This window comes from Rhizobium grahamii CCGE 502 (genome assembly GCF_000298315.2).
GTDB lineage: Bacteria > Pseudomonadota > Alphaproteobacteria > Rhizobiales > Rhizobiaceae > Rhizobium > Rhizobium grahamii.
The window spans coordinates 169,762-192,207 of record NZ_AEYE02000005.1 but is presented as its reverse complement, the minus strand read 5'-3'; the positions used below and the strand labels follow the sequence as shown (position 1 = coordinate 192,207).

Here is a 22,446-nt window from a genome sequence, read left to right as displayed (position 1 = left end):
GCCTCTAGCTATGCAGAAATGCCGGTTTGGGCTTCGAGATAGACCCAATTTCGATCGGTAACTGCGTCGACGATCTTCACCGCGTAGGTCTCGCCCGACTGCTTGTCCCTCATCCGCCAGTCGGCTGCGATCTGCCTCGTTTGGGAAGTCGAACGGAGGTAGACGCCGAGGATATTGCGTCCTTCCAACCTCGCGGCCACAACAGCCTCGGAGCCTCCGCGTGAACGAAACGCTGCCCAGACTTCGAAGCGCTCCTGAAACTCGCCTTCGGAATTCCCATAGCCATCATCGCCCCCTGATCGTTCGTCGAAGTAGACCCGGTGCTGGAGTTCTTGCGCGGTAGGTGCGTTAGTCGGCGCCATCGTCGGGCCTTCCTACGAGCTTGACCTCTTTCGCCTTGCCGGCGGCGATTGCTTGCTCGCCGCATTCGCGCTTCACCGTCAGCTCCATCCCGGCTTTGTAGCCGATGGTGGCCTGAAGCGTGGGCTTGTAGTCGAAATCATGGCTAAATCGAACGCGCATCGGTCTCTCCTCAAATGAGCGGAAGTCGATATTTCGAGATCAGGTCTTTCTCGACGCGATCTAGAATGTCCCAGTTCGCCCGAGCGGCCTCGTCGAGGTGTTTTTGGACAAACATAATGATCGCCGTTTGAATATCGGCAGGGGTCGTCGGCTTGCCCTCACTGCCAAGAGGCCAGCCGGCGACGAACTCGATAGAAACTGGCGCATCCTCATAAAGATCGGTCGGCGCGGAGAACTCGCTGACGAATCTGACATATGACTGCCCGCCGCCATCCTGCTTCAGCGCGTACTGATCGGCCGCGACAGTAGCCTCCTGGCCAAGTGAGTTCCGATATGTCACCGATGCTATCGACTGCACCGGCCGGAGGGCGAGAGCCATCTTGTCCTCGAAGCGCCCATAGTCCTGCCGCCAGGTCTGCGCTACGAGGCAGATACCCAGCACACCAGACCATCCCTCGTAATGATCGACGGCTGCGTTAATCAGTCGCTCGATCTCTACATCGTTGTCCGGCCCGTCTACGCGCAGCGCGGTCTTCACGTCGGCGACAGAGATAGGCAGCGCCGCTGGCTTCACGACGAGAACGGGACGGTACATGGGCTATTCGCTCTTGTTCTTGACCGGCGGCGCGGCCTTATTGACCACACGCTTCTCGGATTTTTTCTCTTCCAGGACACCGTTTCGGATCAGGTGAGTAACGTCACCCTCCGTCGCCTGCCGCTCGTCACCCGGCATGTACATTTTGTCGCCGAGATGCTGGCGAAGAACTGTGTAGGTTTTCATGCTGCTCTCCTTCGGTTCGTAGAGAGGGCGGCAATGAATGCCGCCCTCCTTCACGAGCCGAACTCGATCAGGTCACGCGACCGAAGTCGCCGTAGATGAAGGCTTCCGGACGATAGACAGCCAGCGCCAGGCGTTCTTCCGCAAGCATCGTGATCAGGTTCTTGATGAAGTCGTCATTGACGTAGGCCGCCTCGACACGAGCATCCCAACGGTCGAAAACCTGAGCGCCCATTTTGAAGGCACCTGTCAGGAACTTATCGACCGTCATCGCCTGGGTGGTTACCACCGGCAGTCCCCAGAGGGTCGGAGTAACCGTGCCCTGCGGATTGCCGATGATGTAACGGCCTTCGCCATCCTTCAGCGTCTCGATCCATGCCCAGTCGATCGGGTTCATGACGTGACCGGTCGCAGGATACTCTGCAAGCGCCGCCTGAAGCATCGCGAGGCGCATGATATCGATGCTGGTCGGCGAGGTCAGGGTGATCGGTGCCGAATACGCCGTCGCCTGCGGAATGATACCGTTCAGGTTCTGACCGGTACCGTCGCCGTTCAGCAGCTGGCTTTCCTCGACATAAGCCAGGCCATAGAGCAGGCGCTGGTCGATGATTGAGCGAAGCTGGGATATGTCTTCGAGAACCTGCTTCGAAGCCTTCATCCAGTGAGCGATAACCTTTGCAGTCGTAGTCACCAGATCGAACTTGATGTCCGAAGATGGCTTGGCAGCGCCCTCAGCGACCGGCGCGGCGTTGTTCACGAAGCCGGTTTCCTTGACGTATTCCAGCGTGCTGCCGTCCATCCGGCCCTGCGAAAGCAGATCGCGGACAGTCATGCGCCGTTGCGCGAGCGGCATGACACCAGGGATGCGAGTTGGAGCGATCGCATCGCCGACAGAACCAGCCGAATCGGTGGTTGCGGAAGTCAGCGTTGCCTTGACGTTGAGGTCCGCACCGCGCGCACTCTTCGAGAAGCCGGCATCCTTGAATGCCTTGAAGCCATCACCCTCGACGAACTGCTCGCCGATGGTCTTCTGACCTTCATGTTCGCCGCCAGCACCCCGAGCGAGCTTCTGCTCCATCTGGGCAACCTGCTCGGTCAACGTGTTCATCTTGACGAGAGCTTCGTCGGCCTTCTCCTTCAGCGAGGAGGACAGAGCTTCGCCCGACTTGGCCTTGCCGAGAGCTTCATCGGCGATTGCCTTCACGGCATCGAAGGCCTTCTGATGATCAGCCTTGATGTCTGCCGCCAGTTCAGAAACGCTCTTCGTGCTGGTATCGTGATCCGGCGCGCGAAGATAGCGGCCGGCAGCACGTTCAAATTGGGTCATTACGCCGAGCACAGCAATGCTCGACATCGCCGCAAAAACGGCACGTCTATGTCCCTTCATGGGGAATCTCCTAGATGAGGTTGGTGATGGTCGGGCTGTCAGCCCTTCATTGCCTGCAGAAAGGCAAGCGCTTCGTCCGCACCGGCAGATTCCCTCTGCCCTTTCAGATGGAGGCGCGCGGCACGCTCCGCCTGCGAATTCGAAAAGCCCAATCCCTTGAGCCAAATTTCGAACTCTCGTTCTGTCAGCCGGTCCCCGGCCTTCAGCTTTTCAGTCAGCTGATGCAGCTGCTTGGCTGCCTTCACGCTGGTAATGACTGCATTGTCGTTGGCGCCGATCGAGACGATCGATACTTCGCGAAGATCAAGTTTCTCAAGCGTCCAGACGCCCGTTTCGGTATCGACCGAATACTCCTTGATCCGATAGCCTATCGATAGGCCGTCGATATCGCCGTTCTTCAGGTGGGAGTAAGCCTCACGCGCCTGCTGAACATCCATGTTCAGCTTACCCTTGAGGAAGAGGCCCTTGCTGTCCTCCTTGGCATCCATCCACTTGCCTATGGGCTTGGAAGGGTCATGCTGCCAGAACATTTTCGGCATGACGCCCGACTTCAGGCTTTCCGAAAAAGCACCAGGCGCGATCACGTCTCCATAACTGTCCGGCTTCCCACCGAACGTCGAGCCATACCCTTCAAACTCGCCCGTTTCCGTCAGGCTGTCAGCTTTGATCTCGACACAAGGGCCATTTTTCTGGAGCTGATCGACAGCTGCCGACTTCGTCAGCAGCGAAAGTGCATTGGCGACAATCATGCGGATGCTCCCTTTCCTTCGGAGATCAAGCGGCGGACTGCTTCTTCGTCGATCTCAGTGATCGGCACGTTCTGCATTTGCATGCGAGGAACGTCGCCACCGTCTACGGGCGGCAAGTTTTCGAGGGCGCGGACCTCGTTGATGGTCATGGCGCCGATCCCAGTCATTTGCTGGTAGAAACGGGCGCGTGCCGAGCTATCACCCCGGAGCAGACCATCAAGGTTGAACTCAATCGTCACGCCATTTGCCCTGTCGGCAGGCGTAAGGAGCTGCTTTTCGAGAGCTTGTTCCATTCGCTTGAGCCGGCGACGAAGCGTGAATTTCTGGAAGCCGAGCGTTTGCTGCTCAACACCGCTGCCCCAGCTCGTTGTTTTTTCGGTGTGGCCGATCATGAATGGCGGAGTTCCGAAGAACCGGCAAATTTCCTCGACCGAGAATGCACGGGATTCCAGCATTTGCGCATCTTCTGGCGAGATTGTGAGCTGTTCCCACTTGGTTCCGCCCTCAAGAATGAGCGGGCGGCCGGAGTTCATCGCGCCGAAATACTTCTCGGTAAGCTTGTCCTCGGCGACCTTCCGCTGCTCGGGATTGAGCCACTTCTCGAAGGTGAGAACACCGGAAGGGCGCAAGCCATTCCTGAACATGCTTGCCGCCGATCTGTCAGTTGCTCGAGCTAGGCTGAAAGCGTGCCGGCCATAGTGGAGGGTAGAGAGACCGCCAAGAGGGTTCCCGCCAAAGCCGCGGATATGGAGAATGTTCTGGTCGGTTTCGACGTATGATTTTCCGTCTTGTGACCACCGATACTCGATCGAGCCATTCGTTAGACGCCGGACGGAAACCTCCGGAATGATTGGATGAAGGCCGGCGACATTCCCTACGCTTCGTTCGATTCGGGCGTACCCATTGCCTCGAAGCTCGATAGAAGCAGCCACGAATTCCCAGAAGTCTACAGCCGTCTGATCATAATTTGGGCTGTCATGCAGCACGCGATACAATGGATGTTCCTTAGCAACGACACGATTTCCCTTCTTGTCGACGCGGTAGATCATGACCGGCAGACTTGCGATTGTGCCGGCGATGAGATTCACGCAGGCCCATACCGCTGAGATGCTCAGGACACTATCGGCAGTCACCAACTCACCTGCGTCCCCACGCTCGCCTTCGCTGCGCCAGCCGGCCGAACTGGTGAGAGACAGCGTTCGGATGACGACATCCGCCATTTTTCGAAGAAGGTTCACGCCGCACCTGCCATGCTCTTGAAGTAATCGTCCATGCCGTCACCCCTCGCTTCCGGGTTCTGGAACATCAGCATCGCTGCGTTGAAGAGAGCCATCAGCGGGTCGATCTTCGACGCGCCGGCCGCTTGTTTTGTCACCAGATAGTTCGAGCCTCGCAACTCAGTCTTGGCGTTGCCCACTGCCCAAGCCATCAAAGGCTGATCGCAATGCTGCAACGTTCGGTCCTTGAGCTTTCTAGGCAGCGTCGTAATGGCCGATTGAAGTTTCCAGCCTTGAGAGACTGCCAAGGTCAGATCCCCGCCAATCCCCTTTTCAGCCAAGGTATCAAGCAGCGTTGCGATACCATAGGCATCAAGACCGATAGCTGCTTGCTCCGGCAGAAGGCCTAGCGCGTGAACCCTCTCGCAGATATCCGCGATTTCGTTCACGTCGTCATCAACCTCCTTACAGACAACCAGGTCCCCTTCACCCTCGAACTGGCGAAGGCGTGGCGCTATCTCCTGCCGGCGCTCGAACACATCCTCATGTGCCCAAGCCCGACCCCAGTGCAGCCAGTTGCGTGTGCCTTTCTGACGACCAATGACCGCAATCGCCATCAAGTCATCGAGGCCACCACCATCGACACCGATCACGACAACCTCGCTCTCTGCGAGGAGACGATCGAGCGTCATCTCCTTGGCCGCTGCTGCAAGCCAGTAGTCGGCTCCAGCCCAGCGATCAGCATGTAGTCCAAGCCCGACCTCCACGTTGAAGTGCTGGGACGCGATCAGAGCCAGCTTCTCAGGCCCTTCGCGCAGCGCCGTTGCAATCTCGCCCGCGAGGTAGGCCTCATCGACGGAACGGTTTAGGTTCGGGTTGACGAGCCCCCACAACTCCCTCCGCATCCACCCGCCGTCGACCGCATCCTCCGGCGGCAGTTCGTAGAGAACCGCCAGCATGGGGAACTCAAACAGACCGTCGCGAACGTCGCGCGCCTTCTTCAACTCAGCCTTGAACACGCCTGTTGGCGGCGTCTTCGACTGGGTGGTAATCTGCACCAGGAAGCCGTCGGGTCGAGCGGCCAGTGAACCGCGGATTTCGACGAAGATGTCTGCGGCCTTCGCCATGGTCGCGAAGACGTGCGTTTCATCGATCAGGATGTAGGTGGCCTTCGAGCCGGTGATAACGTCAGCGGCAGCAGCCTTAACGATGATCACCGCAAGTGTGTTCAAGTGCGTGATCGTCTTCAGATGATCCTGAATGTGGAAGAGCTTGGAAAGCTCCGCATCCAGGCGGACGATACCAGCAGCCTGCTTAAACGAGATCCCTGCGATTGTTTTCGTCGGCGCGATCAGCAGCAACTCGGCTTCCGGCCGCTCGTTCAAGATTGCCGCCGTCACCATGATGGCGGCGGCGATAGAGGATTTTCCATTCTTCTTCGGCACCAGCAGGAAGAATTCCCGCAACATGCGCCGCTTTATTTCGGGGTCATAGCTCCCGAAGATGACCCTGACGATATCAAAGACCCACTCGTCGCAGGCCTCGCCGTAGGTGGGGTTTCCGATGACGTCCGGCACGCGGAGCCGCTTGAAAATCCGTAGTGCCTTTTCCGCCACGGCATCGAAGAGCGGCAGATCCGGCACCATGGATCTTCGAAAGCGGATGCGCTCTTTCCAGTCTGGAACAGCAGTCGACCAGGTCGACTCCGGCATCCAAGCTGTGTCCATCAGTTCGGTTTCCCTTGGATTCCCGGAAGGAGATCACTGCCCCAATCGCTGTCTGCTCCGGCTGTCTTCGCTGCAGCCTTTGCCGCTTCCTTCTTGCCTTGGGGCGTGGTCTCTTCCTTTGCGGCGTCACCTCGCCTCTTCTCCTGGGCGTCGCGTAGCCGCTGATCCATTCCCATGCGGTCGTTGCTATCGAGCATCTTGCCCAACTCCTTGAGGGCAGCGACGTTGCCAGCGTTGGCCTGCTCCATCGCGATCTCGAAGCGCCTTGCATCGAGCCTGTCTCGCATAGCCCCGCGCTCTTTCAACTCGGCTCTAAAATACCTCTTCAAAGTGGCTGGCGAGATACCGATGCCGTTCGCCATTCGCTCAATCGACCATCCGAGCGCCAGCAACAGTTTGATTTTGTTGCGGTCTTTGTCGGACGGCTCGTATGGGGGTCTACCTCGCTTCCCTTTCCACTCTGGGATCGAGTGACCGAAGAGGTCAAAATTCTCGTTCATCCGAAAAAAATCTCTAAATGAGAGGGGCGCGGGTCCGGGCCGAGGGGGTCCTCCAGACTTTCGACCCACCCCCCTGAGGGGTCAGGCCTCGATCGGCGGTTCACCCACATCGACCATGACCGGTGGGTGCATGGTGCCGAGGACACGAAGGTGCACAGATGCACCTGCATTGAGGCGAGCAAGCTCTTCAGGTGTGGGTGACCAAGCCGTGACCATCGCTGGCGTTCCTTCGCCTCCGACAGTGCAGTGGATCACCTCGTCCAGCAAAGGCAGACCAAGGTAGCCTTGGCTCTTACCGATGATACGCGTTGCGCCTTCGATCATTGCTATCTGCATCGTCAGGCTCCTGCCTCATCGGTGTTGCTGTCATCGACCTCGACGACCACGGTCATGCCGCTCACGATCCCTGCTAGCTCGAACAGCTTGGTCGCCATCCACATCCGCAGGGCAAAGCCTTTGGGCAAGCGAACACCGATCCTCAGTGTGCGCAGCAGTTCGCTGCCGTCGACAATGATCTCGCTTGCATCCTTGGCCATATCACCAGCCGGGCCGAGCCCGCTCCTGCTTCTGCTTCTCGCTGTCGTGGTAGGCTTTGCTCACTGTCTGCAGGTTGTTCACATCCCAGAACAACCGCTCGTCACCGCGATGCGGGATCTTATGGTCAACCACTGGACTGTTATCGGCTGGATGCTTACCGATGCAGAGAACACCCGTTTGCTTGCAGGTGTAGAGGTCACGCCTCAGCACTTCCTCTCGCAGCTTCCGCCATCGGTTACTCTTGTACCAGGCTCGCCATGGCTGGCTCTGGTCACGCTCACGACTGCGCTGCGCTTCCGCTTCCTGACGTGTCGATGGAGAGATCGGAGTGAGCCGAGAGCCGAGGGTCTTGAGCCGAGGCTTCAGGGATGTGAGCTTGCCCATACCCTTTAAACAGAAAAGGCGACCCGAAGGCCGCCTATACGCTAACTACTCCACCGGAGTGAAGTCGACATAGTATTGCTTTCCGATGACGAGCTGCTCAGCAGCCGCAGGATTGTCGATGTTGTACTCGGCAAAACCGCTTGGCGTCGCTTTCGAGAACGACAGATCCTCAGCGATGGCCTTGTCATAGGTGCAGCGGAAGATTGCCTTCGAGCCACCCCAAGCATTCGCGTAAACGTTCTCCAACGTCATCTTGCAACGGATACCCATTGCGATCTCCTGATCTAGGATTTCATGAGCCCAGCACGACAGCTCATAACCATTAAACAACAAAGGCGACCCCAAGGCCGCCTGTCATCATCTCATAGCTGTCGCACTGACCCTGAATCTATCGCCGTATCTTGGCTTTCAGGGCGGGGGCTGACCGGTGTACCAACCTCGGGCTATTGCCCCACACTCTCGTGTGTTCTCAGAGGCTCACTGCAGGATCATCAGCTTGTCCGTGAGACGATTTCTACTCACACTTTCTCGACCTGCGCAACATCTAATTCGAGCGGCGTCTTCCGACCGAAGATCTCCACCTCGACTGTCACGCGATGCTTTTCGCCATCGACGGCGACCACCTCGGCACTGAAAGACGCGAACGGTCCGTCCGTTACCTTAACCGGTTCTCCGAGGTGATAGTCGACGTTTATTTGGCGATAGTTATATTCGCCGCCTTTCGCACGCGCTCTGAATTTTTCGATGTGTTTCAACGGGATTTTGAACGGCTTCTCAGCGCCACCGATGATGCCCATGACATGCTTTACCCTCATCAAGGCGATGAACGCATGAGCGCTAGCAGCGCATTGAACCAGCACATAACCCGGCATCACCGGCCTCTTGTGAGGCTGAACCATACGGCCCCTCGTGTACTTTGGAGCCGTCAGAAACGTCGGCACCAAGGCCTCAACATTTTCCTCATACAGGAACTTTTCCACCGTAAACTCGCTCCCGGTTCTGACGGATAAGCAATACCAGGCACAGATTTCGGGATAGTCAGCAATGATTCGGCGGCTCGCCATAGCCAGATTGCTGATCATGATTCGCTGTTCGTCGGCGATTCTGTCGAGCTTCTCTATCCCTTTGAGGGAGACCTTCCCGCCGAAATCGAATGCGCCGCGCTTAAACTCCATCGTCATCGCCTCGTTCCCTCGTGATTGCGTTGCTGAAATCGCTCAAAGCCTCTTCAGGCTCCCCCGCCGGGAAGAAGAACCACTCGTGCCCGGTGTTCGGCAGCCAAGGCCAACCGCGGCTCTCGAAGGCACACTTCCACCGCTCCAGGGTGTTTGCGTCGACACGCTGGAACACCTCAGAGAGCGCCGCGAGATCGGGCCGTACGGTGACGCCCTTGCGGTCATAGGCTTGGCTGAACATGGTATTGACCCGAGGCCATCCGTATTTCCGCAGACGATCCCGACGGACGGCCTCCGCCGCTTCGCCACCAGCTTTCAGTTGTTGATTCTGGAAAGCCGTGGGCACCGGCATGTTCTGATTGGGTGCTTTCATCAGCTCGGCGAGCAGTCCTGCCATCCAAGCCCTGCTGAAAGGATTGTGGACCGAAGGCAGCGCCACGTCTGATTTCGGATCGTCGAGCTTTTCCCAAGCCCTGGACGACAGGTAGACGCTAGAGAACGTGAACTTACCCTTGATTGCCTTCACGGCATTGATGAACGCAGGCGTCCGCTGGAGGCAGACTGCGCGTTCGTCGACAGTCAAGGCATCCCAAGCACGGCGCGCCGCCGGCTCGCTGTCGCTGAGGGATGTTGGCCAGTTGCGATACCAGAGCTTGAACTCCTTTTCGACCTTCCGACGATCCTCGACGAGGGCCGTATCGCTTTCTTCCGAACCAGCTCGCGCGCCCTCTCTCTCAGATGATGGTTCTAATGGTGGTTCTATTACGGTTCGGGTGACACCGTGACACCCGTCTCTGTCGTCGGTGTCACCCGTCTCCTGCTCGTTTGTCACCCGTCCGGCCTGTTCAACGGGTGACACCATGTCACCCGTCTCCTTAGGGGTGTATCCGAACAGCGCAGCCAGATCGAAGTCATAGCGGGTAGCCTGTCCGGGCCGACCAGATGCCTCTTTCACGACAACAAGGATGCCGTCCTGTACGAAATCAGCGAGGATGCGCTGGATGGTCCGCTCAGACAGTTCCGTCTCGGCAGCGAGACGCTTCACGCCTGGATATATGCCGCGACCCTCATCGTCTGCGAAGTCAGCCAGGCGCACTGCCAGAAGCTTCCTGTTGCAACCACCTAGGTTCATTCGGAACAACCGACTCATGATCATGATGCTCACACCGCACCGCCTTCCGACCGCAGGCGTGCCGTCATGAGGAAAGCGTTAAAACGGCCCTCGACCTGCCGCATGGCATGCTCGCGAGTGTCCGCACGTCCGTCTTGCGGATGAGTTGTGCTCGTCACCCAAATGCGCCAGCGCCAGCGCCCTGTGCCATTCCAAGGTGGATTTACTGTGCCGATCTTCACGCCGCCGCAGAAGAAAACGGACCGATAAGCCTCGTGCTGCCATTCCATGGTTTTACGGATTTGCCTCCGATTTGAGCGTCGCACCGCTCGCAATTCGTTTCAGCCGTCCCCGTGCGGCCGCTATAGCAAGAATCTGAACCGGCCAACCGTCCTCGCGCCGTGGCTCGCGTAGGTGCGAAAGCTCAGCTTCGAGGTAGGCAAGGCCGGCATGAAAATGAGTCCCGCGAAGAACCATTCGAATGAAGTTCTCATCGCGGATAAGGCAGTCGATCGGCGACGTGAGAAGCCAGTTCGCGCGTTCTGCGTCGTTCTCGCAATCATCGATTTCTGGTCGGAGGAACTGGCTCATGCCGCCTCCCGCTGACGCATCAGCTCCGCATAGCGATCATGGATGCTCTCACGATCGAGGAAAGCGCATTCAATGCCGAAGAGCGCGCCGATCTCTGCTCTGACGCCGGCTAGGATGTCCGCCTCTGCATCCGTAAGCATACGGGTGGGCCATCCCTTGACATACAGCATGCCTTCAGTGATGCGAGCCTCTGCCTGTGTGCGCCAGAGTGCTGTCGATTTGGCTACGATGAGGCGCTCGTGAAGATCTGACGTGAGCAGCTGCGGTGCGACATCGCCAAGCCACCTGGAGCCTTGGAACGCGAAGCTGCTGTCGCATTCAAGCCCTATCATCCGACGATAGAGATCGTGGCTCTCGGGCTGCGCAGCGGCAGCCATCAGATCCGCAATGTTCGACATAATGCAGAACATGCAGGAAACTCGGCTCATCCCACCTTCGCGATAAGCAGGATGTGGGGCGAGGCCACTGGCGTCGATCGCGCTAAACACTTCCCGCACGGTCCAATCCACGATAGGCCGCCAGTTGATGAAGCTGTCATTGGCCGCGCCTTCGTCAGCAACGGTCGATTTGGATCTCGCTGCGCTTTCCTCGCGGCGAACCCCCGTCACATTGATGACCGTTTGGCCTTTGTATCGCCGCCTCAGCTCGGCCTGAATGACATGAGTCTTGAGTTCCGAGGTGCAGAACCTCATTCGCGGAGTTGACCAGCATGGAACTAGGGTTACCGTTTCAAGGGCCGCGTATCTATCGACGCTGGAACGCCATCGCGCTTCCCATCGATCCATTAAGTCGCCGGCCTTGCGGCGGACAACCAAAAGCTCGCAACCAAGATGGCCTGCAAGCTCCTCGCAAACGCGCAGACTATCCTTCCACTCGACAACACCAAGATCGGCGTGAACAAGAACCCGTGGACCTTGATGCCCCAGTTGGTCAAGATATTGGAACGTCGCCAGCGCTGCCGCCTGACTGTCTTTGCCTCCGGATACGCCGATCGCTACGGGAGATTCTGCCCAAATAGCTTGATCAACGAATGGGAGAGACGAGACGGGGAACATCAAGCCACCTCGCCTTCCGCCTTGGCCTCGAAGCCCCACGCCGTCCAGCCCGGACGCGGGTCGCGGCAGAACATTTCGAGGCGTGGCATATCCGGATACAAACGCTCGATCGTTTCGGCAAAGAAGGCAGGCTTAGCGCTGTGCCGCCCCTTCGTCTCGCGATGGACGGTCTGCGGTTGGCTACCAGGCAAGGGCGCGGCAGGGTTTCCGCGCCGCCCAATCAGCAGCAGCTCGTGGCGGTCACGGCCCCAGTAACCGGTGCCAGCAACCTCCTTGTCCCATATCCAGTGATGCACGTAGGCGAAGCCCCACGCAGCCATTACGCTCAGCGCATCCGGCAGCATCGGGTTTGTTGCCCAGAGAAATAGAACGGAGTCCTGCTTCGCCGGCGATCCGATCTGTTCCCAAAGCGCGCAGATCTCGTGCGTCGTCATGGTCGGATAGTGGTTCTCTGGGCTCTTCTCGCGCCCCGTCACCTCCGAGTGGACGCCGAATTTCCATGGCGGGTCCGCATAAATGATCGGGAACTTGTGGGCTACCTGACCGGCGGTCGCCGCGCCGTTTGCGGTAACATGCGCCATGTGGGTCAGTCGCACAGCATGGCGGACTTCAGAGAGCGCCCGCCGGTTTTCCTTCACCTCGGCAGCCTTGCGTTTTTCGTCGTCGAGGGCTGCCTTGACGTAGAGAACCTGCTTGTCCTCCGCGACGGTCTTCAATCGATCGAGGAAAGCGCCGCTGTTCAGCCGCGTCCCACGCACGAGGTGCAGAGCCATCTCCGTGATACGCTCTCCACGAGATGCGTCCCGCTGAATGGCGCGCTCGCTCTGCCCAGTTGCTTCCGCTGTCGCAGCACTGAACCGACGAGCACTAAGCAAGTCGCCAACTTGGCGACTTGATCTATCGCCGCCATGAGCAGTTTCGGGATGCTTCAGAAGGTAGATTTCCTTGCGTCGCGCGACGAACAACGCCCGATCAGCGGGCGTCAGCTCCGACCGGATCAGATTTTCGTCGATTTCCCAAAGCTCTCGATCGAGGTCATCGACATCCTCGTGGAAGCAGTCGATCAATTCCTCGCCGAGCTGGCGCATGGCCTCCAGGCGGTGCTTTCCTGCACAGAGCGTCACGCGCTCATCGCTGGGCTTGCCCTGCACCGTGATCGGCGTCTTTAAACCGTGCTCTCGGATCGATGGCTTGAGAGCCTCAACCGCCGCCTGGTCGACAACGCGCAGCCGATCTGCGCTGTCGATGCTGTCGATGCGACGACGGATAATGGTTCGCTCCGCCGACCCAGCCGGCTCAGCCTCAGGCGGATGCTCGGCGGCAGCCTTGTCCGTGAGATACCACTTGTCCGCCGCCTTCGGATCGCGCGCAAGCAAACCCTTGGTGTTGAGTTTGATGCAGGACAGGCGCTCCGCCGATGTTTCACTGATAACGAACCCGTCGCGTCTTGCGCGGGCCAGAAGATCGGTCTGGCGATCCCGCGAGACCTGATGTGCCCTTGCGTTCATTGTTGAGCCCTCCGCTCGCAGCGGACGATGCCCCGCAGAATGGTTTCTGGACGACGACCCTTGGCGATGCGCTCTGCGATCTCACGTGGGTCGTAAGGGAAAGCCGCTCCGGAAATTGCGATCCGGAGCGGCTTTGGCAGGCTGTCAAACGCCTGCATGCGTTGATGAGTGGTGGACGGCGCCAGAATGTTCATCACTCGCACCTCATTAGGCGGTCGAGTTGGGTGTTACCCTTCGAGGTGAGTGTCAGTCGCGCATGAGCCGAACCGCAGCGACGCACATGGCCGCGCGCGATTAGCGACAGAAGCAATTGTCTGTCCGTCTCGTCTGCGGCGAGATGCTGATCGCGAAGAAGCCGAATGCGGCGGAGAAGCGCGTGACCATCAGGTCCAATCGCCTGTTCCATCAAGCGCCTCCCTCTTCGAGCTTAACCAAAACCTGCTCTATAGCGCGTAGGGCTTCGCGACCTTCCCGCGCGATCTGCTTGCGCTCCAAGGCATCGATGCGGTTATCGAGAAGAGCATTCAGGATCGCCTTCGACAGATCCATGCTTTCCGAAAGGACGCGATGGGCGTCATGCTCAGTTATCGGACCGTCAATCTGCTCTGCCTGGTCGGGAACTAGCCGGTATCCAAGTAGCCGCGCCATTGCGCTGACGATCGCGGGACTTTTTGCGCGTCGATCGGCTTCGATTGCCACGTCACAAGGAATGACGCTTTCCTTCAGATCATCATTGAACGACGCATACTTTGAGAGCGTCGAAACATTGACGCGCGTCAGCTCCGGAAACGCGGTGACGCCGCCACCCAAGGTGTAGGACGCTTCGGTTGCGGATTTGATTGATCGGATTTCGATCTCGGAAATTGTGCGCACAGGTACTCTCCCTCGAAATCAAGGAAACAAAATCGGAAATGGATTCGATGATCGGCGCTGGGTCGCGCCCTATCGGTGGTTCGTCAGCAAATCACGGAGGGCCGCATGGCTGGACGAACGACCGAACTGCACTGCAAAGAGAAGGCGCGCCGGGCATTGGAGGTCCGCCAGCCCGGCGCGAGTTGGCGCAGACACTCCACTGGCTGCGCAAGGAACCTAACGACATGCCGCCTCCATCATAAGAGGGGTATCCGCTGGCGCGCCGGTATTGAACGCCTCCGGCTTGTTGGCGCGCAACCAGTCAAGGCGCTGCTGGTGAAGGTCGTCGAGCGAAACCGCGCCTTCGGTGGCAGCAAGAATGCGTTCGACAAGCGGGGCGTCGGCTCTGTTCTCGCCATCCTCGTAGCGCTGATACGTCCGAGCATTCTCAATTGCGAGAATACCGGCCATTTCCGCCAGGGTGTGTTCGTGCGTCTGTCGCCACAGCTTCAATCTCATGCCCGCCAATATGTCGATTATCGACAACTAGAGTCAAGCTCTTTCATTGTCGATTTGCGTCATACATGATTTGACGATTTTCGTTATAAGTTTAGTCATGACGAACCAACTTAAAAAGATCAGGGAATCCAGCGGGAAGACCCAAGCCGAGGTCGCCGCAGAGATGGATATTTCCACCGAGAACTATAACCGTCTCGAAAAGGGAAAGACGGAACTGACCCTTTCAAAGCTCAAGCGACTCGCGGAGATCTTTCACCGCGAGCCAGCAGACTTCATTTCAGATACCGGTCATGTGCGTCGTGTTAGCATCCGTCAACACGTCCAGGCGGGGCAGTGGGCAGAGTCCAATGTTTGGCCGGAAGACGATTGGTATGAGGTAGTCGTTCCGGATGATGAACAGTTCAGAAATTTGTCCTTGCACGGCGCAGAAACCCGTGGACCCTCTATGAACAGGCGTTACCCTGAAGGTTCGGCGGTGATCTATACCGACATTCAGGAAACCGGTGAAAGTCCCGCTGTTGGTAAAAGGTACATCATCGAGGTTGAGCGCCCGGACGGACTGAGAGAGGCTACCGTCAAGAAGCTCTGGATGGATGACGACGGCAAATATTGGTTGCTGCCGGAGTCGAGCGATCCACGCCATCAGTTGCCGATCGATCTTACCGAGGGCGACGGCAATATTGTCCGCATCGTTGGAAGGATCGTCTTCAGCGTCCAGCGCGAAGACTAAGGAACACCCTCCAACGATTTAACTGAGGCGGCCTTTGTGCCGCCTTTTCTTTTGCCGATATGCGTCAATGGCTTAACGCTGGATTTCCGCATATTGACGATAATCGACAACTTTTCTCCTTGACAGTCATTGTCGATATTCGACATATTCTAGCTGTCCGGACTTCTCCTCCTCCCAAAGCCGGATCGCCCACGGGGCGCGCCGCTGCTCTCTCCTCCTCCCTGAGCAGCGGCGAAACCGGGAGAGGCATAGGAGAAAAAGAATGCAGCGCATCGCCCAACTCACAGCATCCGATAAGCTCGATCGCGAAACCATGTTCCGGCTCTGGCAGGAGCGCGGCGCGATGACGGAAGCGCAGCTCATCGCCGCAGGCATCAGCAAGGAGAGCCAGGCACGCAACGCGGCGTCCGTCGCTGAGCGCGTCCGTCACGCGGGAATGCCGATTGCGGCCTGAGTATCCGCTTCGGTCACCGCTTGTCGCGCCACCCCTAGCGGCAAGCGGGTTCCGAAACGGATGGAGCTTCGTTCCCATGCAGCACTTTAAAATCAAGCCAATCTGCATTTCGGCTGATGAGATCGAGGCGCGCCGTCGCCGCGACGTTCTGTGGCTCAAGGTCATCATTGCCGTGCTGGTCTACTGGAACATGCAGGCGATTTTTGCCGCCCTTTGTGCGGCCGAACGCGCCTCCTCGCTGGCGGATAGGATCTGAAATGGAGGTCACTCGCTTTCCAGCGACTGAGAAGCCGCGCCTTCGCATCGCCAGCAAGTTGGAGGACCGCGACATGCCGGACTATCAGCTCAGGCAGGTTCTGGCAGCGTCTGACAAGCTCTCGCTCGTGAACAAGGATCTGGCGAATGCCGCCGTGCGCATCGTCAATGATGACGCCCTCGGCCCCGGTGACGCCCTCATGGATGGCGAGACGCTGCGCGAGCTGCTCCCAGCCGTCCTCAACATCATCAACCTCTGCAGTTCCAACCGCGACCGCGATCTCTCGCGCGCCGTGCGCCAGTGGCTGCAGGTCAATGGAGAATGAGCATGCCGCACCATAGAAGAAAGGTTCCCGATCGGGAAACGCTTGCAGCCCATCTGGCCTCAGGCATGAGCATCGAGCATATCGCCGAGACCTACGAAGTCGGCGTTCGCGCGCTGCGTATCCATCTGGACCGATACGGTTTGATCGAGGTCCGCAGCAGCGCCGTTCGCTTGGCGGAGGAGGCCCTCAACCGCGCGCCGCCACCACGCGCTGCCCGTAACGGCGACGTCCGCTTCCGTGAGGATCGCGTCACCTTCATGCGTGATTTCTATATGGGCGGCGCGTTTCAGCTGCGTCAGCTATCGCTCCCTCGCGTCAGCATGCACGTAGCGGAGATTGCCAGCAAGCCGACAATCGGAGGCAGTCATGTACATTAATGGCTACAGCCCTGCCATCAATTCTGATCACGCCGGCATCGAGCATCTGTATCGCGCGATTGCTGATCGCGAGCCAACCCTCGAACTGCTGCAGATCGTCCACGACTTGTTCGGAGCAGAGTGCAACCTCCGCCCACCGGCTGCGGAACTGCGCCTCGCTGATCGCTGCAAGACAAAGGCGGGGGTGTAAATGTTCATCACCGAAAAAGCCTCTATCGCTGCGGCGCTCTCTGTCGCGAAAGATGCGGTCGACGGAAAGGCAAAAATACCGGTTCTCACGCATGTCCTGTTCGACCGTGAGGGCGACAGGCTGTCGATCACTGGAACGAACCTTGACCAGGAGATCCGATCAACATTTTCGGCAGAGATCGGGCGCGATTTCGAGCCCTTTGCCTGCCCGGCACAGATGCTCGTCGACATCGTCAAGAACGTTGCGGATGGCTTCAACATCACCGTCGAGGCAGGGCGCACCGCGGGAAAGATTTCCGACATCCGCATCCGCTCTGGCGCCTTCCGGACGAAGCTCCCGGTCCTGCCCGCGAGCGACTTTCCCGTTATGCCGTCAGGCAACCTGCCTCATCAGCTTAGCCTCAGCGCGGTCAATTTCCTGAAAGCCCTGAAGGCCGTTTCCTTCGCTGTCGAGACGAACGAACAGCGCTACGCCTACTGCGGCGTTCGGCTCGACGCAGAAGCCGACGGGCTGATGGTTTGCGCATCCAACGGAAACCGGCTGGCCAAGCGCTTCCTGTCGTCGATCGAATTCGATCAGGACCTTTACGGGGTCCCATCAGTCACCGTTCCGAACGCGGCGATACCGGCGATCGTGAAGATCCTCGACAAGAAGGAAGATGTGACAATTGACCTTTCCGAGGACAAAATCCGCGTCGCCAGCGATGAGGCCGTCCTGACCTCGAAGCTCGTTGACGGCGATTTCGTGCCCTACAAGGCCCTTTCCCCGAGCAAGAATGGCGTACGGGCCACTTTTAGTGCGCAGGCGCTGGCGACGGCTTTGGCGCGCGTGCTGACGATCAGCTCCGACAAGATGAGCGGCGTCGCCTTCGATTTTCAGCCAGGTCGCCTTGTTCTGCAGTCCAGCAGCGATGCAGTCGGGGGCGAGGCAAGCGACGAGATCCAGATCCAGTGCGACGGCGAGATCCGGCAGGGTTACAACGGTCGCTACGTAATAGCCGCCCTTGAACATCTCGACCGTGACGAGGTCGAAATCATCGTGGGCGAAGGCCGCAACCCTGCATTCCTGTCCACTGCCGGTGATCCCAACACGGTCATGATGGTTGGGGTCATGAGGATCACAGGAGCGTCGTCTGTGACCGCCCACGAAAGCGAGGCGGCATGAGCCAGCTGTCGATATCGGGCGAAATTGGCACCCAGAAGAGCGCAGTCATTTCCGACTGCAAGCGCTACCGATACGAACTCTGCCGCACATGGGATGCCGGCAAGCGCCTTCTCGTCGTCTGCATGCTGAACCCATCGACAGCTGACGACGAAAAAGACGATCCGACGCTGCGCGAACTGACGTACTTCGGCAAGCTCTGGGGCTACAGCGGCCTGATCGTTGTAAACCTCAACGCCTTCCGCGCTTCGCACCCGAGTGTGATGATGGCGGAAGGCGCATGCGTCGGTCCTAAGAATGGCGAGTTCATCGAATCCGCCCTCACCTTCTCCCGCCATCAGGGCACGCCTGTGTTGGCCGCGTGGGGCAATGGCGGCAATCACCTTGACCGCGACGAATGGTTCATCTCGCGCGCCCGCCTCCATACCGTCAGCCTCGTCTGCCTTGGCAGAAATAAGGACGGATCTCCGAAGCATCCGATGTCGCGGGGACGCAACCGCATCCCACGAGATCAGCAGCCACTCATGTTTCGCAATGCGCTGGAGGTTATGTGATGTTCATGCGGCTGAACGACGCAAAACCTCTGCTTCCTATGGCTCGCGAGATTGCAGGCCTCGCAAGCGAGGCGTGGAGCGAGTCCTATAATTTGAGGGATCAACGGGCCGAGATCTGCATCGTCGACCGACAGACCGGCGAGGTTGTGCCTATTGCGCTCCTAACCCGAGACTGCAGCTACGACGATCGTCGTCTCATGATGAAGGCGCCCCTCCTGATCCGCGCTCTGCTGACACTGCTCGACGCGGCATTCGCAGAGATCCGCAAGCTCAAGCCGCCCGAAGATCCGCGCGGCGCCGAGCCGAGGCAGGAAAAGTCCGACGAGCCGAACTATGCCGCCAATTGCGCCATGATGTGCAAGGAGCCCGCATTCCGCCGCTTCCTCTTTGAAGAGAAGGAGCTACCGGCCATGGATGAGGACAACGTTGTCGCTAAGCACGTTCGCTACCTGCTGAAGGTGGATAGCCGCAGCCACATCAACACCGACGCAAATGCCAGAAAGCTTTGGCTGAAACTGCGTGCCGAATTTGAATCCTGGATGAAGGAGGTCGTATGACCAAGGAAGTCACCATCGAAAAAATGCGTGATAGCGCGATCCGCCGTGCTGTCGGTCCGACGATCCTTCTGGGATCTGGCACCTATTTCGACTTCGAAGACCCGTGGAATTCGGAGATCACTATCGAGGATATCGCCTATGGCCTCGCCTACGAGGGCCGCTGCGCCGGCCAGTGCTATAGCCGCATCTTGCAAAAACGCGTGTTCTACTCTGTTGCCGAGCACTGCGTTCGGATGAGTCACTCTGTCCCCGATGAACTCGCGCTGGAAGCTCTGATGCACGAGGTTGGCGAGGCCGTGTGCGGCGATATGAACGCACCGCTAAAGTCACTAAACCCGTCCTTCAAAGCGATCGAGAAGAAGTGTGAGGCGGCAATCCTCGCAAGATTCAGTGTGGCAATCACCGATCCGTTAGAAATCAAGCGTGCTGATTTGAGGATGCTTGCTACTGAACGCCGCGACCTCCTTCCATGGAAGGGTGAGCGGTGGGGGATCGACGACTACGCTCAGCCGTACGATTGGGAAATCATCCCGTGGGCTCCCGAGGTTGCCGCTCAGTCATTCCTGAATCGCTATCACCAGCTGGTGAACCCATGACGGTCGATGTCTACAACATGTCAGACGCCGATCGGCAGACACACGCCGTCGCTGCGGCCCACCAGGCATCGGAAGCTGTAACCGAGCTGCTGCGCTTCAGCCGCGAGGGAGCTGATATAAATGGCAGTTTCGGCGATATCGAAGTTGTCGAAAAGCTCTTGGATGCTGCGAAAATTGCAATCGAATGCCTCACTGAGGATGAAAACAGCCAGCGCTACTCTTCGATCTATGCCGATCTCAAGCATGAGTTGGAGTTTTGGGTCTGATGAGCCGACGCGACAGCATCCGCGAAAAGGTCATGGCACGCGTCCGGATCGATGAGAAGACAGGTTGCTGGATCTGGACCGGACCGACATCCGGGACAGAAGGTCGAGGTGCTGGTTACCCTCGTATGGCCCTCGCTGGCCAGACTGTCGCCGTCCACATCGTTTTGTGGACCAACGAACACGGCTATATCCCCGGCAAGAAGGAACTTGACCACGTTTGCCGCAACCGGCTGTGCGTTCGCCCTCACCCCGATCACCTTGAAATGGTCACTAGAAAACGAAACGCCATCCGCCGCGAGCAGGCGAAACGCGCCATAGTTTGCGAGGCTGCGGAATGAAGACCTTCTCTGTCGAGGTGTACGGGTACGCTCCTGAGCGCTTCCTTGCCGATACGAAGGCGAAAGCCATGTGGCTCGCGTTCAAGGCGTTCCGCGAAGCCGGTCCCAAGTGGGACTTCCAAAAAATTTTTGATCAGCACGTCCATTCGAGAGGTTCGCCAGTGAGAATTCTGATTGGCTGCGAGACGTCCGGTATGATGCGCCGCGCCTTCGATCGGCTCGGCCACGATGTGTGGTCGTGCGATCTGTTGCCATCCGATGACCGCAGTAACCGTCACATCATCTGCGATGTCCGCGATCTGCTGAATGACGGTTGGGATCTGCTCGCCGTCATGCATCCGCCCTGCACCAGGCTCTGCAACAGTGGCGTCCGCTGGCTCACTGAGCCGCCGACGAAGCTGAATGAGACCTACTCGGCAGAGGATCAGCTTACCTATTTGGCGATGGACAGAGATGCACGCCTAGCCTTCATGTGGCGCGAGCTGGATAAGGGTGCGGATCTGTTCTCGGCCTGCTGGAATGCGCCCATAGAACGCATCGCCATCGAGAACCCGGTCATGCACCGGCATGCGAAGGCCCGTATCGAGAACTACGTCGACCCGGCTCAGACCGTCCAGCCGTGGTGGTTCGGCGACGAGGCCTTCAAGGGCACGTCGTTCTTCCTGAAAAGCCTTCCGAAGCTGGTGCCGACGAACAAGCTGACACCGCCGAAGGCCGGCACCGAGGAGCATAAGCTGTGGTCCAAGATCCACCGCGCCCCGCCGGGCCCCGATCGTTGGAAGATCCGTTCCGAAACATTTCCAGGAATCGCCGATGCCGCAGCTGCCCAGTGGGGCGGATATGCCGGCGCGCAAAAGGAGGCAGCATGAGCATTACTCTTTGGAAGCCAGAGCCGGACGTCATCATTCACCAGGCGCTCGGCAAGGCATGCGAGGAAGCCAACGAGCTTGCCGCCATCCTCGCCCGCTGCCTAATTCAAGGCCTCGACCAGAGCGAGCCCGTCAGCGGCAAGCCGAACCGTCAGGCACTCTTCGAAGAGATTTCCGACCTTGATGCGGCGGTCCAGTGGCTGCGGGAGCTGGTAAACGACGAATACGACGAAGCTCGTGCCGACCGCAAGCTGAACGGTTTCCGCCGCTGGCAGCGGATGCTAGACGATGACATGAGGGCTCCCACCCCGCAGTCGCCGCCTATCGAACTGGACGGCGTCGAGCGGCAGCTTGGCGGGGATGGAGTATGGCGGTCCTGCAGCGGTTGCCATGAACTGAACGAAGGGGTTCCTACCGGAGCCTATAGCTCGATCATGAAATGCCATCTCGGCTTAGGCTGCCATGAATGCGGCGGCATTGGCGCTGTTTGGGATACCACCGACTACGCAGCCATGGCCGAGTTCATGGCTTCCGTCATCCCATCGCCCCAAGATGAAGCGATAGGGCCACAACCATGCGGTATTGCTGATCCGTCTGCCCGTGATTGCTCCAACATGAAGGAAGTAGGCGGCGGCATGGACGGCGAGCGCTATCGCTGCGACGTCTGCGGCAAGGGCTACTACCTCGATTACGAGGAGATGAAGTGATGAGTCAGGTCGACTTTCACAAGCTCGCCGATCGCGTTGAAGCCGGAGACATAAAGTCCCTGAGCATCAAGCAACCATATCCGTATCACATCTTCCATGATGGCAAAGACGTGGAGAACCGCGACTGGCCGACAAAGGGCCGCGGCTGGTTCATCGTGCATGCTGGCGTCTCTAAGTCTGAGATCGATAAGGACAACGATCACCAGATGGCTATGCCTCGCGGCGGCGTGGTCGGTATGGCCCGCATCGTCGATTGCGTCCGCGAAATGGATAGCCAGTGGTTCTACGGAAAATTCGGCTTCGTCCTGCGTGATGCTTTCCCGCTCCCGTTGATCCAATGCCGTGGCCAGCTCTCATTTTTTAATCTCGAACCTGAGATCAATAAGCAGGTGGCCGCCGCCATTCGCGAGCACGCGAGGATTGCCGCATGACCACCGATCGAAAAAACTACACC

At 58.5% G+C, this 22,446-nt stretch carries 37 protein-coding genes; 15 read left to right on the top strand and 22 right to left on the bottom strand.

Annotation, left to right across the window (positions count from 1 at the left end):
• Positions 1–8 precede the first annotated feature (8 nt).
• From RGCCGE502_RS05080 to RGCCGE502_RS04975, 22 genes are all read right to left on the bottom strand, one after another.
• On the bottom strand, positions 9–362 hold the full coding sequence (locus RGCCGE502_RS05080) for a phage head completion protein (protein WP_016553091.1): 354 nt from the start codon (positions 360–362) through the stop codon (positions 9–11).
• A complete protein-coding gene (locus RGCCGE502_RS37125; protein WP_019279699.1) occupies positions 349–522 on the bottom strand; it encodes a hypothetical protein in 174 nt (57 codons plus the stop codon). Before RGCCGE502_RS37125 ends, RGCCGE502_RS05080 begins: the two co-directional genes overlap by 14 nt.
• Before the next feature lie 10 nt (positions 523–532).
• Complete coding sequence (locus RGCCGE502_RS05075) at positions 533–1,117, bottom strand: head-tail connector protein (RefSeq protein WP_016553090.1); 585 nt, start codon at positions 1,115–1,117, stop codon at positions 533–535.
• Positions 1,118–1,120: 3 nt separating this feature from the next.
• Positions 1,121–1,303 (bottom strand): hypothetical protein, encoded by a 183-nt coding sequence (locus RGCCGE502_RS05070; protein ID WP_016553089.1) that lies wholly within the window; start codon positions 1,301–1,303, stop codon positions 1,121–1,123.
• Positions 1,304–1,370: 67 nt separating this feature from the next.
• Positions 1,371–2,627 carry a phage major capsid protein gene (locus tag RGCCGE502_RS05065; protein WP_141652296.1) on the bottom strand — a complete coding sequence of 419 codons (1,257 nt, stop codon included), beginning with the start codon at positions 2,625–2,627 and terminating at the stop codon, positions 1,371–1,373.
• A gap of 98 nt (positions 2,628–2,725) precedes the next feature.
• Positions 2,726–3,436, bottom strand: a complete 711-nt coding sequence (locus RGCCGE502_RS05060) for an HK97 family phage prohead protease (RefSeq protein ID WP_016553087.1) — start codon at positions 3,434–3,436, stop codon at positions 2,726–2,728.
• Positions 3,433–4,674: a phage portal protein gene (locus RGCCGE502_RS05055; RefSeq protein ID WP_016553086.1), complete on the bottom strand. Its 1,242-nt coding sequence runs from the start codon at positions 4,672–4,674 to the stop codon at positions 3,433–3,435. Before RGCCGE502_RS05055 ends, RGCCGE502_RS05060 begins: the two co-directional genes overlap by 4 nt.
• Positions 4,671–6,380, bottom strand: coding sequence for a terminase large subunit (locus tag RGCCGE502_RS05050; protein ID WP_016553085.1), 1,710 nt, complete (start codon positions 6,378–6,380; stop codon positions 4,671–4,673). Before RGCCGE502_RS05050 ends, RGCCGE502_RS05055 begins: the two co-directional genes overlap by 4 nt.
• Positions 6,380–6,667 (bottom strand): hypothetical protein, encoded by a 288-nt coding sequence (locus tag RGCCGE502_RS37850; protein WP_244441670.1) that lies wholly within the window; start codon positions 6,665–6,667, stop codon positions 6,380–6,382. The genes RGCCGE502_RS05050 and RGCCGE502_RS37850 overlap by 1 nt, the downstream gene beginning before the upstream one ends.
• 294 nt (positions 6,668–6,961) lie before the next feature.
• Positions 6,962–7,216, bottom strand: coding sequence for a hypothetical protein (locus RGCCGE502_RS05040; RefSeq protein WP_016553083.1), 255 nt, complete (start codon positions 7,214–7,216; stop codon positions 6,962–6,964).
• Positions 7,217–7,218: 2 nt separating this feature from the next.
• Positions 7,219–7,416: a hypothetical protein gene (locus RGCCGE502_RS05035; RefSeq protein ID WP_016553082.1), complete on the bottom strand. Its 198-nt coding sequence runs from the start codon at positions 7,414–7,416 to the stop codon at positions 7,219–7,221.
• Between the two features lies 1 nt (position 7,417).
• Positions 7,418–7,801: an HNH endonuclease gene (locus RGCCGE502_RS05030; RefSeq protein ID WP_016553081.1), complete on the bottom strand. Its 384-nt coding sequence runs from the start codon at positions 7,799–7,801 to the stop codon at positions 7,418–7,420.
• Between the two features lie 45 nt (positions 7,802–7,846).
• A complete protein-coding gene (locus RGCCGE502_RS05025; RefSeq protein WP_016553080.1) occupies positions 7,847–8,071 on the bottom strand; it encodes a hypothetical protein in 225 nt (74 codons plus the stop codon).
• 248 nt (positions 8,072–8,319) lie between these two features.
• Positions 8,320–8,982, bottom strand: coding sequence for a transcription termination/antitermination protein NusG (gene nusG / locus RGCCGE502_RS05020; protein WP_016553079.1), 663 nt, complete (start codon positions 8,980–8,982; stop codon positions 8,320–8,322).
• Positions 8,966–10,108: a helix-turn-helix domain-containing protein gene (locus tag RGCCGE502_RS05015; RefSeq protein ID WP_141652290.1), complete on the bottom strand. Its 1,143-nt coding sequence runs from the start codon at positions 10,106–10,108 to the stop codon at positions 8,966–8,968. Before RGCCGE502_RS05015 ends, nusG begins: the two co-directional genes overlap by 17 nt.
• Positions 10,109–10,381: 273 nt before the next feature.
• Positions 10,382–10,678 carry a hypothetical protein gene (locus RGCCGE502_RS05005; RefSeq protein ID WP_016553076.1) on the bottom strand — a complete coding sequence of 99 codons (297 nt, stop codon included), beginning with the start codon at positions 10,676–10,678 and terminating at the stop codon, positions 10,382–10,384.
• A complete protein-coding gene (locus tag RGCCGE502_RS05000) occupies positions 10,675–11,733 on the bottom strand; it encodes a phosphoadenosine phosphosulfate reductase domain-containing protein (protein WP_016553075.1) in 1,059 nt (352 codons plus the stop codon). Before RGCCGE502_RS05000 ends, RGCCGE502_RS05005 begins: the two co-directional genes overlap by 4 nt.
• Entirely contained in the window at positions 11,733–13,241 is a 1,509-nt protein-coding gene (locus RGCCGE502_RS04995) for an MT-A70 family methyltransferase (protein ID WP_016553074.1), read from the bottom strand. Before RGCCGE502_RS04995 ends, RGCCGE502_RS05000 begins: the two co-directional genes overlap by 1 nt.
• Complete coding sequence (locus tag RGCCGE502_RS37740; protein ID WP_016553073.1) at positions 13,238–13,435, bottom strand: DUF6525 family protein; 198 nt, start codon at positions 13,433–13,435, stop codon at positions 13,238–13,240. The genes RGCCGE502_RS04995 and RGCCGE502_RS37740 overlap by 4 nt, the downstream gene beginning before the upstream one ends.
• Positions 13,435–13,647: a hypothetical protein gene (locus RGCCGE502_RS04985; protein ID WP_016553072.1), complete on the bottom strand. Its 213-nt coding sequence runs from the start codon at positions 13,645–13,647 to the stop codon at positions 13,435–13,437. The genes RGCCGE502_RS37740 and RGCCGE502_RS04985 overlap by 1 nt, the downstream gene beginning before the upstream one ends.
• Positions 13,647–14,114, bottom strand: a complete 468-nt coding sequence (locus RGCCGE502_RS04980) for a phage regulatory CII family protein (protein WP_016553071.1) — start codon at positions 14,112–14,114, stop codon at positions 13,647–13,649. The genes RGCCGE502_RS04985 and RGCCGE502_RS04980 overlap by 1 nt, the downstream gene beginning before the upstream one ends.
• 216 nt (positions 14,115–14,330) lie before the next feature.
• On the bottom strand, positions 14,331–14,612 hold the full coding sequence (locus tag RGCCGE502_RS04975) for a helix-turn-helix domain-containing protein (RefSeq protein WP_019279697.1): 282 nt from the start codon (positions 14,610–14,612) through the stop codon (positions 14,331–14,333).
• A 97-nt stretch (positions 14,613–14,709) separates the two neighbouring features.
• On the opposite strand from RGCCGE502_RS04975, the gene RGCCGE502_RS04970 reads away from it, so the two are divergent.
• The 15 genes from RGCCGE502_RS04970 to RGCCGE502_RS04900 all read left to right on the top strand — a co-directional run bounded on the left by RGCCGE502_RS04970 (position 14,710) and on the right by RGCCGE502_RS04900 (position 22,423).
• Positions 14,710–15,342, top strand: a complete 633-nt coding sequence (locus RGCCGE502_RS04970; protein WP_016553069.1) for a LexA family transcriptional regulator — start codon at positions 14,710–14,712, stop codon at positions 15,340–15,342.
• A 262-nt stretch (positions 15,343–15,604) separates the two neighbouring features.
• A complete protein-coding gene (locus tag RGCCGE502_RS04965; RefSeq protein ID WP_016553068.1) occupies positions 15,605–15,796 on the top strand; it encodes a hypothetical protein in 192 nt (63 codons plus the stop codon).
• Between the two features lie 76 nt (positions 15,797–15,872).
• Positions 15,873–16,052 carry a hypothetical protein gene (locus RGCCGE502_RS04960; RefSeq protein ID WP_019279694.1) on the top strand — a complete coding sequence of 60 codons (180 nt, stop codon included), beginning with the start codon at positions 15,873–15,875 and terminating at the stop codon, positions 16,050–16,052.
• 1 nt (position 16,053) lies between these two features.
• The gene (locus RGCCGE502_RS04955) at positions 16,054–16,377 is read left to right on the top strand and encodes a hypothetical protein (RefSeq protein ID WP_016553067.1); all 324 of its coding nucleotides are present in this window, start codon (positions 16,054–16,056) and stop codon (positions 16,375–16,377) included.
• 2 nt (positions 16,378–16,379) lie between these two features.
• Positions 16,380–16,754: a hypothetical protein gene (locus RGCCGE502_RS04950; protein ID WP_016553066.1), complete on the top strand. Its 375-nt coding sequence runs from the start codon at positions 16,380–16,382 to the stop codon at positions 16,752–16,754.
• Entirely contained in the window at positions 16,744–16,944 is a 201-nt protein-coding gene (locus RGCCGE502_RS04945) for a hypothetical protein (RefSeq protein WP_016553065.1), read from the top strand. Before RGCCGE502_RS04950 ends, RGCCGE502_RS04945 begins: the two co-directional genes overlap by 11 nt.
• Positions 16,945–18,108 (top strand): DNA polymerase III subunit beta, encoded by a 1,164-nt coding sequence (gene dnaN, locus RGCCGE502_RS04940; protein ID WP_016553064.1) that lies wholly within the window; start codon positions 16,945–16,947, stop codon positions 18,106–18,108.
• On the top strand, positions 18,105–18,659 hold the full coding sequence (locus tag RGCCGE502_RS04935; RefSeq protein ID WP_016553063.1) for a DUF1643 domain-containing protein: 555 nt from the start codon (positions 18,105–18,107) through the stop codon (positions 18,657–18,659). Before dnaN ends, RGCCGE502_RS04935 begins: the two co-directional genes overlap by 4 nt.
• Positions 18,659–19,216, top strand: a complete 558-nt coding sequence (locus tag RGCCGE502_RS34445) for a hypothetical protein (protein ID WP_016553062.1) — start codon at positions 18,659–18,661, stop codon at positions 19,214–19,216. The genes RGCCGE502_RS04935 and RGCCGE502_RS34445 overlap by 1 nt, the downstream gene beginning before the upstream one ends.
• A complete protein-coding gene (locus tag RGCCGE502_RS04925; RefSeq protein WP_016553061.1) occupies positions 19,213–19,812 on the top strand; it encodes an HD domain-containing protein in 600 nt (199 codons plus the stop codon). Before RGCCGE502_RS34445 ends, RGCCGE502_RS04925 begins: the two co-directional genes overlap by 4 nt.
• Entirely contained in the window at positions 19,809–20,078 is a 270-nt protein-coding gene (locus RGCCGE502_RS04920) for a hypothetical protein (RefSeq protein ID WP_016553060.1), read from the top strand. Before RGCCGE502_RS04925 ends, RGCCGE502_RS04920 begins: the two co-directional genes overlap by 4 nt.
• Complete coding sequence (locus RGCCGE502_RS04915; RefSeq protein ID WP_040673988.1) at positions 20,075–20,416, top strand: HNH endonuclease signature motif containing protein; 342 nt, start codon at positions 20,075–20,077, stop codon at positions 20,414–20,416. The genes RGCCGE502_RS04920 and RGCCGE502_RS04915 overlap by 4 nt, the downstream gene beginning before the upstream one ends.
• A complete protein-coding gene (locus RGCCGE502_RS04910) occupies positions 20,413–21,285 on the top strand; it encodes a hypothetical protein (RefSeq protein ID WP_016553058.1) in 873 nt (290 codons plus the stop codon). The genes RGCCGE502_RS04915 and RGCCGE502_RS04910 overlap by 4 nt, the downstream gene beginning before the upstream one ends.
• The gene (locus RGCCGE502_RS37845; RefSeq protein ID WP_016553057.1) at positions 21,282–21,992 is read left to right on the top strand and encodes a hypothetical protein; all 711 of its coding nucleotides are present in this window, start codon (positions 21,282–21,284) and stop codon (positions 21,990–21,992) included. Before RGCCGE502_RS04910 ends, RGCCGE502_RS37845 begins: the two co-directional genes overlap by 4 nt.
• Positions 21,992–22,423 (top strand): ASCH domain-containing protein, encoded by a 432-nt coding sequence (locus RGCCGE502_RS04900; RefSeq protein WP_016553056.1) that lies wholly within the window; start codon positions 21,992–21,994, stop codon positions 22,421–22,423. Before RGCCGE502_RS37845 ends, RGCCGE502_RS04900 begins: the two co-directional genes overlap by 1 nt.
• Positions 22,424–22,446 lie beyond the last annotated feature (23 nt).